Below are 12,524 nucleotides of genomic sequence, written 5' to 3' on the forward strand. Positions count from 1 at the left end.
TAATAAAAAATCGAAAACATGTTTATAAAAAATTATTATATATTAAGAAGTTTATTCTTTATACAATAAATAACAACGCCTATTCTAGTTTTCACTTCTAGTTTTTTAAATACCGCTACTCTATAATTCTCTACTGTTTTAGGACTTACCCCCATCTCTACAGCAATATCTCTATACGTAAGTTCGGTACATGCATGTTTTAAAAACACTCGTTCTCTTTCTGTTAATTTTTCTTCTAAGTTTCTATATGCAAGATGATCATCTGAGTTTTTTAATGCACTTTCTATTTTACCAGAATAGAAAAAACCTTGATCTATAACCATTTTCATCGCAAACTCAAAGTTATCAGGATGGATATCTTTTAGTAAATATCCTTTTGCTCCCAGTCTAATCATTCTGATAATAGTATCTTCATCATCTTCCATTGTTAAAGCCAATGCTTTTTGCATAGGTCGGTTTTCTTTAAGCCATCGCATTGTTTGCACACCATCCATTACCGGCATTTTTATATCTAATAATACAAGATCCGGTATTCTTCTTTTATGTGTATAATACTGCACAAGTTCTTTACCATTTTTTAAAATAGCTAATACTTGATATTCTTCAAGTTTTGAAATTAAACTCTCTAATGATTGTGCAAATAGCAAATGATCATCAACAATAACTATAGTCTTCTTTTTCATAGCTTACAAACATTTGCTTTATAATAGCATTTCACTTTTATATCTTACAACTTCATTTTAAAGTAGTAGTAATAAAAAAATAACTGCTTTTCTATATGATATAGGTTTTTAAAGTTAAACTGGTAATACTAATTAGTATCAATTATTAAGCGAATGTAGCTAATTTCTAATAAGATCAAGAATACCTTACTAATATTAGCAAATTTTTAGACTTATTATTTTCTATACAAATGTATTAAATTCGTTCTTTATGTACTATAGGATAGGATAAGGTAAGTACAACTCCTTTTCCTAATGCGGACTTATAATCTAGTGTTGCTTTTACTAGAGCAGCTCTACTTTTCATGTTTAATAACCCAGAATTTGACTGAACGGATTTCATATCAAAGCCTACTCCATCATCTTGGATTTTTATATGTAGTGCATCTGACGTATATTTTAGTTCTACATCCAGAGTAGAAGCTTCTGCATGTTTAATTGTATTAGAGAAAAACTCTTGAATAATACGATATAAAATAATTTCATCTTTAGGATTAATGTATATTTCTTCACCAATTACCACTAAAGAAGGAGTTAAAAAATTAAGTTTCTCAAAACGTTTGAGCTCCACGCTAATAGACTTCTCTAATCCTACATTCTGAATCACCTCATGATTTAGGGTTTTAGATAAACTACGTATCTCTTGGAGACTATCTCCTACTAATTTTCGAACATCTTGTAATGATTCTGCTGTTTTCTGATCGATAGAAGTTCCCATAATATTGATTTGCATTACTGCTGTAGATAACAATTGACCAATATTATCATGCAACTCCCAACTTACATTTTTAAGCGCTTGTTCTTGGATCTCTATCCGCGATTTAAAAATTTCATCTTCATAACGCTGTTCTGCTTTATGCTTTTCAAAAATTAATTTATTTTTTCTACGCTGAAAAGCAATAAAAAATATAATACCGAATACCAAAAAAAAGAGAATGATAACAGTAAAATAAATAATTAATAAGATTTGTTCTTTCGCGAGCATATTATAAAACCTATAGTATAACAAGTATACATAAAAATATTTGCTACAGTCAAAATAATCTTATAAATCTGAACAAATTCAGGATCTTTAGAATTACTATAATACGAACCATAAATAAAAATTGGGGTTACACTAAGATGAAATATTATTGCCCCTATAGAGACATAGAAAGTAATTGACTTGTAAAAAGTTAAAATTTTATCACTTTTAAATATTTCAAAGAAATAAAATATCACGCCTAAAAATATTAAGATTGAGCCAACTATATATATAAAAGATGATACTCGTAAAAAAAATGCATCAGTTAAAAACAAACTTACAACACTTCCAACCACATACAATAGAATCATTAAATTCGAGCTTACAATAAACTCTTTTTTTTTAAAATAATTCCGAAAATAAAAAATATAAAAAGCAAAACTCACTATATAATACAAATTATAAATTGGATAATTATTTTTCTCTAAAAATGTTCCTTTAAAAAATGAAAAACTTTCAAAATGATAAATACAAACCGTAAACCACCCAAACACAACCTCTACAAATACTGTAATCCAAAGAAAATAAACAAAATATCGAGTTAAATTATCAACTCGATATTTTGTTATATATATAGCTCCTACAATAGCAGCCATTAATTCTACTATATTTATTATAGCTAAAAACATTTTTAATAAAAGAAAGGAGGATTACCTGCTCCACCACCATTATAAGGAGCTATACTATAATTATTTGGTTCGTTAGCCCCTCCTTTCCCTTGCTCGCCTTCGGGTGCTCCTGCAGGTGCCAAAAATACGGTAGCATACCCTCTATCCATTTTACATTCTTCTTTAGGGTAGGCTCCAAAATAAACTCTAATTCCTGGATTTTTAATCCCTTGCTTCCTAGATTCTTTTTTTACATATTTAAGATATTGCTTTAATTCCTTAACACTCCAATAAAATTCTCTGGTATCTTCAAACCCTAAACATTTATCGATCTCTGGTGTTCTAGTATCGCACCATGCTTTCTGAAGCTCTTTTGCTCGCTCTACAGTAATACATTTTTCAGGTTTTTTCCTCCACTTTGGTAACTTTTTTCCCATAACTATGCTTTGTTTATGTTAATAAACGCTAATATATTCAAAAAACGATGTGCAAAGCAAATATCCTCTACCTTTATAATAAAAACAAAAACAAAAAAAACACCATAATATACTTAAAATCAATTCATTAAAACTAACTCCATAATGACAAAAATAATTAACCAGGGGACTTTCCCCCTGCTATTATAAGGGGATTTTATCCCCCATCCCTTATAACTAGCAAAAACTCACTTAATTCTGTATAAAAATCAAAAGAACGCGCTACTAAATTACCAATATATACTATTTTAAAATACAAAAGGAATCTGCTTTTTTTAGCACTTCATCAGTTAACAATTCTAAAATTAATTTTTTCACCCATTCTCATTTGTGCTATACTATTAATCGCCGATTCTGTTAATTGTAAAACACGAGGATATCCTCCTGTGGTTTGACAATCTCTCATTAATACAATTAATGCACCCGAAGGGGTCAACTGTACTGTACCTGGTAATACTGGAGATGTCAGTATAGAAGCTATTGAATTTGGTATTTTTTCTTCTAATTGAATCGCCATTCTACTAATCGTTTTAGAAACCGTAAAAGATGAATTTATTAGCATTGATTTTTGAGAAGCTGATAGTGTATCAAAATCAGCACCTTTATAAACTGATAACTCACCAGAGTTTGAATCATCCATAGGTGCTGAAATAGTTGAAAACTGCTCTCTGTACTTCACCGTACTATAATACTCTAAATATTCATTAACTCTTAGGATATAATCATTCGTTATTGACTTATAATATGATCTACTCCCAAAAGCTATAGGTGTTAAAAAACCGCTCTTTACTCCTACATAACCATACATTTTATTCTTACAAAATGAAAAATTTAAAACATCATTTTTGAATACTCTGATTTGGTGATACATTTCGACTGGTTTATCATTCAAAAAGGCATCAACACTAGCTCCTGTTAAAGAGATTATTGTTGGTCTTAAAAATTGCAAAACTGGTGGTTGTAACACCCATTCTATACAAGCGTCATCTTCATCATTATCTAACAATAGATTAGCAAAATTATAGGACATTTGATCCATTGCACCGCTTTTAGGTATCCCAAATTTAGAAAAACCAAACCGCCCTTTATCTTGTATGGTAGTACAAAAACCAGGTTTTAATATTTTAACTTCTCCTATCATATTGATATAGATTTTGGAATATACTTACCACTTATCACATCAGATTTTATAGCGTTATATTCTTGTTCTTCTATCGATATAAACTGAACAACATCTCCTGAAGAGATGAAGCAACATTCTTCTACACTAGGTTTAAAAAAATCTATTGGAGACATTCCTATCACATGCCAACCACCAGGACTATCTATAGGGTATACTCCTGTCTGATTTCCTCCGATTGCCACTGATCCTTTTTTTACACTTAAAGAAGGTGTTGTTTTTCTAGCCATCTGTAACTGGGAATCTAAACCTCCTAGATATAAAAACCCAGGTAAAAAACCAATAAAATAAACTGTATAAAATGGAGTAGTATGCAAAGTTACCACTTCATCTATTGTAAGTGATTTACTTTCTGAAAACTCTTTTAAATCCGATGCAAGAGACAGTGAATAACAAACCGGAATTTTCCAAAGTTTGTTTTTTAAAACTACATTTTCATTTTTGGAATCATATATCGATTTCAATTCAAAAATACTACTATAAATATCCTCTATAGCTAAGGTATAAAGAACTAATAATGAGTTATATCCAACTACTACCTCAACAATCAATTTATCATAAAAAGACTCTATTGATTTTTTATACAAAAGTAAATCATGAAGGGTATTTTTATCTATTCCTGAAGGCCATTCTATTAAAATTGTTTTCTCAGAATATCTTTTATATTGCAATTCATATTTCATAAATCCCTCGTTACATTAAGCCTAAACTTAAAAATTCAGTATACAAATATTTTAAAATATGAACCGATTTTGGATTATCACCATGAACACATATCGTATCAAAAAAAATCGGTAACTCTTCCTCTTCCCTAGTTACTACTTTTCCTTCAGAAACCATTTTTAAGACATGCTGAAATACAGTTCTTGGATTTGTCAATACCGCATCATTCTCTAACCGAGAGACTAATGTTAAATCTTTATTATAATTACGATCCGCAAAAACTTCATGCTTTACTTCTAAATCTTTATCACTAAGGTAAGACAATTTTGAATTACACGAAGTAATTAAAATCAAACTTCTATCGACATTTTTTACAGATTCAATAATTGAACAAGCTACTTTCTCATCTACGACGGCTGTATTATAAAGTGCTCCATGTGGTTTTACATGATGTAGTTTTGCTCCTGCTTTTTCTGTATAAAATTTTACTAGCTGAATTTGCTCTGTTATTGTTTTTACTAAATCTTTATGTGGCATATTCATCTTAGCTCTACCAAAATTTTCTTGATCTGGATATGATGGATGTGCTCCAATTTTCACATCGTGATCAATCGCCATCTGAATGGTTTTTTGGATTATTTTTTCATTGCCTGCATGACTCCCACATGCAATATTACACCATGAAATATAAGGCATGATTTCTTTATCAAACCCTGCTTCTTCTCCTACATCTGCATTAAGAATAATTTCCCTCATATTCCTACATTATTTTTTTATATTCTTACAAACTCTGAATTACTTTCCAGATCCCTTTAAACCCTAAAAAACAAGTTATAATCAGGATAAAAACTCCTATGAGATTTTGTCTCCAAGTATTGGTATATTTACCTAATATATTTTGCTGATTCATTACCCATAAAAGAAAAGTTGCTATTACAGGTAAAAGAAGTCCGTTTGCAATCTGTGCAAATCGAATAATCACTATTGATTTTATATCTAAAGAAGAGAATATAACTCCTAACAAAAGAATAAACATCCATACTGCTCTAAACGATTTACTTTTCAGTCCTTTTTTCCAACCTAAACATCCTTTTACTACGTAAGCAGCTGCTAAAGGTGCTGTAATTGCCGAAGTAATTCCTGCTGCAAATAAGCCTATAGATAATACGTATTTTGCAACTGAGCCAAAAACTGGCTCTAGTCCTTTTGCTAAATCAGCAGCATTATTGACTTCTGTTTCTTGTATTGCTGCTCCAGCAACAATAATTGCCATAGATACTACTCCTCCTAGGATTATAGCGACAATAGTATCTTTTTTTGCTTCTGGCAAGTCTTCTGTAGATTTCCATTTTTCACTAACGATAGATGCATGCAAAAAGAGGTTATACGGAACAACGGTAGTTCCTATTAACCCTACAATTGTAAGTACATTATCTACTGAAAAATCGGGTACAAATCCCTTAAAAAGCATCGAGATATCTGGTTTTGTTACTATAGCAGTTACTATAAAAGCAATACTCATTAATAATACGAGTACAATAAGACTTCGTTCTAAAACCTTATAGTTACCTATGTACAAGAGTATAAAAGCAATTATACCTATCCCCATACTTAGATATCCTTTTGGAATACTACTAACTCCTTCTGTGGATTCTAGAATTGTAGATATCCCTAATACTCCTCCACTAATATTACCTGCCTCGTAGGCTGCATTACCAATAAAAATAGCTGATAATATCAATGCTATAAGAATCCCTCTTATAATTTTATTATCGAATTGAGATTTTAATACCTCACTTAATCCTCTTTGGGTAACTACTCCTAATCGTGCTGCCATTTCTTGCAAAACAATACAAGAAATAATCGATAGTACTAGTGCCCATAGTAGTGAATACCCAAACTGTACTCCTGCTAATGTACAGACGGTTACGGTACCTGGTCCTATAAAAGCAGCAGTTACCCACGTCCCTGGTCCTATATTAAAAAACTTCTTCATCTATTTTCTATTAATATCTAATGTGTAAATGGCAAATGATCCTAACCAATGCCCTCCTTCATAACTATCTCCTACTAGATTAGGTAGAGAATAGTTTACATGCATATTTGCAATAGAAAAAAGGTGGGTATATTCTTTATATTGTTTTGCTAATCCATATAACACCCATGCTCTACTAAAATTAAGTCCATCTAGATGGACTAATTTACCATCTGTACGATCAGATACTTCTCCTACTGCAATTGTGAAGTTTTTAGCGTTAAGCTGAGGCATAAAATCAGATATCCAACCATCAAACTCTTCTTTACTTAATATTCTTCTCATGATATCTATTTCTTCAAAACATGGAGATAAAAAATCATAACCGCTAGGCTCCCACTCTATCGGACATTTTTTATCATGGAGATAAAATTCTCTTGCTCTAGTTTCAATAAGTGATTTCAATTCTTGATTTCCTACAACATTAGCATAATCCCATGCAAAGGATAGCCCAAAAGCTGTATTCGTATGTTCTCCTACTCGTATAGGGTATTTTAATTTTGGTAAAAAATCAATATACCTCTGAACAATAATAGCTGTTAGAGGTTGTAAGTTTTGTTCTAACTCTCTAGCCAAAGGATTATCCCATGTATGCAATTCTTCTGCTAGTTTAAGCAACCAAGCCCAACCATATGTTCTCTCATATGATTTATTATGCTTTTCATTAAAGTATGCTATTTCTATTGCTATATTTTCTTTAGAGATATTTTGAAGTAGTTTCGCTGTTGCTTCTTCTTTCTTTTCTAGATTAGGGAAGTTTTTCAAAAGTTTTATTAATGACCAATGCCCGTGAACTGAAGAATGCCAGTCAAAACAACCATAAAATGCAGGATGTAACTCATGTGGTTCTCCTATATTCTCTTTTCTTCCTAAAGTTTGCCCTAACTTATTAGGGTATTCTACTTGTAAACATGCTAAAGGAAGCTCTGCTAATGTATTTGCATGTTTTATTGTAAGCCTTAAGGGTTCCTCTATAGGGGTATCATTTTTTTGTTTTTTCGCTTTTTCTGAAGCTACTTCTCTGGTTTTCAAATTATCATTGCAGCCAAAAAAAATAGCTATCAAAAGAAAAAAAAGTATTCGATACATAATCAATATTTAGAATTTACCTCTCTAAAATATTAATTTCTTAAAATATCTTATACACATTGTTAATAACAACAGAGAATAGTTTATAAAATCTATGCTAGTTAGCCCAACCAACCGTCACGATCCAAACTACGATATTGTATTGCTTCTGAAATATGGTCACCTTGTATAAGTTCAACTCCTTCTAAATCAGCAATAGTCCTTGATACTTTAAGAATACGATCATATGCTCTAGCAGAAAGATGTAAGCGTTCCATGGCAGTTTTTAACAACTCTTTTGAGTTTATATCTAATGCACAATGTTCTCTTATTTGCTTTACTCCCATCTGTGCATTATAATGAATCGTAGATAAGGTTTCAAATCTGTGTGTTTGAATCTCTCTAGCTGCAATGACTCTCTTTCTTATCTCTACACTCGATTCTCCTCTTTGTTCTTCACTCAATTTATCAAAGGGCACAGGAGTAACTTCAATATGAATATCTATTCTATCCAATAGAGGTCCTGATATTTTACTGAGGTAGCGTTGCATCTCTGCAGGGGAAGAGGTCACTGGTGCATTAGGGTCATTAAAATATCCTCCAGGGCTAGGATTCATACTAGCAACCAACATAAAACTAGATGGGTAGGTTACGGTAAACTTGGCTCTTGATATGGTTACTTCTCTATCTTCTAAGGGTTGTCGCATCACTTCTAACACATCTCTCTTAAATTCGGGTAACTCATCTAAAAACAAAACTCCATTGTGTGACAAAGATATTTCTCCTGGTTGTGGATAACTCCCTCCACCTACTAATGCCACATTTGATATCGTGTGATGAGGGCTACGGAAAGGGCGTTGTGCCATAAGTCCTACATGATCTTTGATACGCCCTACTACACTATGTATTTTTGTAGTTTCTAAAGCTTCTTGCAATGACATTGGAGGTAAAATACTTGGTAGTCTTTTACTTATCATTGTTTTCCCACTTCCTGGTGGGCCTACTAGAATTATATTATGCCCTCCAGCAGCAGCTATTTCCATACATCGTTTTATACTTTCTTGTCCTTTTACATCTGCAAAATCAAACTCTGGATTGTCTAGCGCTGTATAAAATTCCTCTCTGGTATCAACTATAGTGGGTTCTAATATTCCTTTTTCATCAAAAAAATCAATAACTTCTTTGATGTTATCTACTCCGTAAACTTCTAAATTATCGACTATTGCTGCTTCTTTAGCATTCTGCTTAGGAAGTATAAATCCCTTGAATCCTTCTTCTCTTGCTTTAATTGCAATGGGCAATGCTCCTTTTATAGGCTGTAAACTCCCGTCTAAGGATAGTTCTCCCATTATTAAATATTCAGAAATCTCCTTTCCTTTAATCTGAGAGCTTGCAGCAAGAATCCCTAAAGCTAAGGTAAGATCGTATGCCGAGCCTTCTTTTCTTAAATCTGCAGGAGCCATATTAATTGTAATCTTTTTTCCGGGTAGTTTATAGCCATTGTTTTGTAATGCTGCTGCAATACGGTAACTACTTTCTCGTATGGCATTATCTGGCAAACCTACAAGGTGATACCCTATCCCTTTATCAATATTAACTTCGACTGTAATAGATGTAGCCTCAACTCCAAAAACAGCACTCCCAAAAACTTTTATAAGCATATCTTATGTTTTGTGTATATACAAACATAAGAACTATGAGTTTTAAAAAATGAAACTGGTATTTTGTATAGGGAAGTATAAAAACTTAAAAAAAACTACTCTACAGTAATTACAGTTTGTGTAGACACAGGTACTCCTTCATTAGTAAAACCCTCTAAACTAATCTCATAGTCTCCTATATTATCAGAGGTAAAGAAATCAATCTTTATTTCTTCTTTATCAAGTATAAAATCAGGAATCCACAATAATTGCTGTCTAAAGTCGGGAATTCGATCTGTACTAGACGTTATAGTTTCATTATATTTTTGATAAAAATATTTTTTTTCAGGTAATGGTTTAAATAATTCTATAGTATGAATGTTGTTACTTGTTTTCTTTCTATAATAATCTTTATCTACGGTTTCTAAATCAATGACTCCTAAAAACATATGTGATCCATAAAAATATTTCTTTCTAGATAATTTTATTCTTTTTATCTTTTTAGGGTTATAATTTATTAAATCATTATGGTCTTGAATCATAAGACCATCTATAATAACTAAAGGCAATAAATCAACTTTATTATATGCTGAATAATTTTTTCTACGTACTTTAAAAACTTCTTTTCCTTTTCTTGTTTTATCTATCCAAACATTATCAATAATTTCTACTATTGTTTCTTTTACAGTAGGAAATCTAGTATATTCATCTAAGTTATATACTTCTATATCATCTCCATAAAAAGGAGTTGCTTTTTTGAACGGCTTAATAGTATCAGGTTTTACAGAAAAATATGCATTATTTATTTGGTTATATATACTCCGTTTTAGAATCATATCTTTCATTTGGGGAGTAATCGTAAATGTATTAAATATAAGGTTAGAGTAATCTATGTCTTTAGGTCTATGAAGTTGTATATCATATTGCTGTTTTTCATCTCCTAAAACTTGAATTAAAGCTTGACTTCCACTATATTTTTTATCTAAATTAAATTTAAAAAAACCTTTTTTATCTGTTGTTGCAATTTTAAGCTGATATTGCTCTTCTTCAGGTATAGATATTACTATTTTTTTATTAGATTCTTTAAAATCTGGGGTTTTTGATTTTATTTTTCCATAAATCAACTCTCCACGTAACTCGGGGGTAAAAAAATGCTGCTTTACTTCTTTTGTATAGTTTATTTCTGTTTTCTTATACTGTTCTGAGTTTTTTTTTGCGGTATGCTTAGAAGGAATTAATATGGTGTCAATTTTTCTAACTGAAAGAGAATAATTTCCATAGCTCAAAGATTTCTTCAAGCTTTTTACCAGTACTGATACAGCTGATCTTTTAGTATTATTCTTAGCATTAACAACTAGTTGTACGTTCTCATCATCACTCTCATAGATTACATCCTTAAGAAGGTTATTAGTAGATTGATTATTATCATTTAATTTTTTTTCCTTTTGAAGTCTTTGATATGGGTTAATAATATTAATATCGCTTTGAAAAAAACTAGAAAGTCCTTCATTTTTCATCCATTGTGTATATCCTATCAGTTTATAATTACCTGATGCGACTGCTACTGGAATAAAAAAATCACCTTGTCCATGCCCTTCTTCTAATCTTATTTTATGCCTAAAAACAGTTTTTTTATCCTCTCCTACTAACTCTACATAAGCAATTTTACTTAAGTAACTTTTCTTTTGAGTTTTTAAATCAATACAGTAGACTTTATAGTACAGATATTCTCCAGAGAATAACAGTGTTGTATTATGGTGTATAAAAATGTGTTCCTTGGGGAGTATATCTATCATCTTACTGATATCTGAGTTTTCATTAACTACAGTTTGTCCCTGCACAATATATATACAACAAAAAAAAGAAATAATATATACTAGTATATTCATTATCATAAAAAATTAATCCTCCCAAAAATCAGGAGCAATATTATTACCAAAAACTGTACAATCACCACATCCTTTTACTACCATTTTATAACTCCCTGAAAGTGGGTTAAAACTATAAAGTTTATCTCCTCGTTCGATTGCTTTATACAAATCTGCCCCAACATTTAGGTATTCTTTAGTAACACAATCAATAACATAAAAAGAAGTAGAATCACCTAGAAAAATATCTTGATAGTTAAAATATATTCTTTTTGATGAAACTGCGGCAACATCAAAGAAACCTACCACTTTTTCATTAGGATTATTTTCTGAAAAAATATTTCCTTCGAAAAAGCCTGGTTGAATTTGAGAAAATAAATCACCATCCACCGAAGAGAATTTTTTTAATGTTTCATAAAATGTATAAGCTTCCTTAGACTGTACATATTGTTTTGCCAAAATACTATATCGATATGTTGCACTATGATGCCTTCTTTCTATAAATCGGATCGGAACTCCTACTAACCTATCTTCGCTTAAATCATTTGTATTACCTATAATAATTTCATTAGATTTCTTAGTAATATAACACTCTTGTTCTTCCTTGTTTTTTTGCACAAGAGATACTCCCGCTGGAGCACCTTGAGCATTTCGATTAATCACAATATCAAAACGTCCCCAATACTGAGCTACAATTTTATAAGTTTCTTCATACTCATACTTATAAAATACAGAAGTTCCTTCTGGATTATAACTATCTATAAAAACACCTATTCCATCAAGACCGTTATCATTTGTTGTACGAGAAAAGTACATTTTATCTATCTGAGCTTCTGCAGTCAAAACCATAGGACTAGAGAGGTATGTATTGGCATTACTTGTGGTGATTGATAAGGTATATTTTCTGTTAGAGACGGCTTTAAATTCGATAAGTGATATATATTTACCAGGTGATGTTTCTTTAAAAATAAATTCGTTTTGTTGATCATCAGTTATTTTAACAACTGCATTAGCTTCTGCAAAGGGAACATCTGTATCATAAGGCACTTCTTCTTTTAACTGAAATGAACGAGAGACTAAAATCTCATGTTTTTTTAGCTCATTAGTTAGTCTAGCTTCTATAACCAATATACTTTCTCGTTTTTCGGTTTCGAAATCATAAGACTCGACACATCCTTGAGTAATACAACTGATAACGACTGCTATAAAAATTTGATATTTTTTTCTAAATCTCATGTTA

11 protein-coding genes are annotated in these 12,524 nt (G+C 31.0%); all 11 read right to left on the reverse strand.

Going from position 1 to position 12,524, the window contains the following annotated elements; translation table 11 throughout:
• Positions 1–35: 35 nt before the first annotated feature.
• Positions 36–683, reverse strand: a complete 648-nt coding sequence (locus N456_RS18155; RefSeq protein ID WP_062060249.1) for a response regulator transcription factor — start codon at positions 681–683, stop codon at positions 36–38.
• A gap of 235 nt (positions 684–918) precedes the next feature.
• On the reverse strand, positions 919–1,707 hold the full coding sequence (locus N456_RS18160) for a sensor histidine kinase (RefSeq protein WP_062060251.1): 789 nt from the start codon (positions 1,705–1,707) through the stop codon (positions 919–921).
• Between the two features lie 670 nt (positions 1,708–2,377).
• Positions 2,378–2,791 (reverse strand): hypothetical protein, encoded by a 414-nt coding sequence (locus N456_RS18170; protein WP_062060255.1) that lies wholly within the window; start codon positions 2,789–2,791, stop codon positions 2,378–2,380.
• 325 nt (positions 2,792–3,116) lie between these two features.
• Positions 3,117–3,971 (reverse strand): 5-oxoprolinase subunit C family protein, encoded by an 855-nt coding sequence (locus tag N456_RS18175; RefSeq protein ID WP_062060257.1) that lies wholly within the window; start codon positions 3,969–3,971, stop codon positions 3,117–3,119.
• Entirely contained in the window at positions 3,968–4,693 is a 726-nt protein-coding gene (gene pxpB, locus N456_RS18180) for a 5-oxoprolinase subunit PxpB (protein ID WP_062060259.1), read from the reverse strand. The genes N456_RS18175 and pxpB overlap by 4 nt, the downstream gene beginning before the upstream one ends.
• A gap of 10 nt (positions 4,694–4,703) precedes the next feature.
• On the reverse strand, positions 4,704–5,429 hold the full coding sequence (pxpA, locus tag N456_RS18185; RefSeq protein WP_062060261.1) for a 5-oxoprolinase subunit PxpA: 726 nt from the start codon (positions 5,427–5,429) through the stop codon (positions 4,704–4,706).
• Between the two features lie 25 nt (positions 5,430–5,454).
• Entirely contained in the window at positions 5,455–6,669 is a 1,215-nt protein-coding gene (locus tag N456_RS18190) for an Nramp family divalent metal transporter (protein ID WP_062060263.1), read from the reverse strand.
• Positions 6,670–7,797 (reverse strand): DUF2891 domain-containing protein, encoded by a 1,128-nt coding sequence (locus N456_RS18195; RefSeq protein WP_062060264.1) that lies wholly within the window; start codon positions 7,795–7,797, stop codon positions 6,670–6,672.
• A gap of 101 nt (positions 7,798–7,898) precedes the next feature.
• Entirely contained in the window at positions 7,899–9,437 is a 1,539-nt protein-coding gene (locus N456_RS18200; RefSeq protein WP_062060265.1) for a YifB family Mg chelatase-like AAA ATPase, read from the reverse strand.
• Between the two features lie 95 nt (positions 9,438–9,532).
• Entirely contained in the window at positions 9,533–11,212 is a 1,680-nt protein-coding gene (locus N456_RS18205) for a hypothetical protein (protein WP_148639374.1), read from the reverse strand.
• A 105-nt stretch (positions 11,213–11,317) separates the two neighbouring features.
• Positions 11,318–12,520: a DUF4249 domain-containing protein gene (locus N456_RS18210; RefSeq protein WP_158447931.1), complete on the reverse strand. Its 1,203-nt coding sequence runs from the start codon at positions 12,518–12,520 to the stop codon at positions 11,318–11,320.
• Positions 12,521–12,524 lie beyond the last annotated feature (4 nt).

Origin of the sequence: Aquimarina longa SW024 (assembly GCF_001401755.1) — a bacterium.
GTDB lineage: Bacteria > Bacteroidota > Bacteroidia > Flavobacteriales > Flavobacteriaceae > Aquimarina > Aquimarina longa.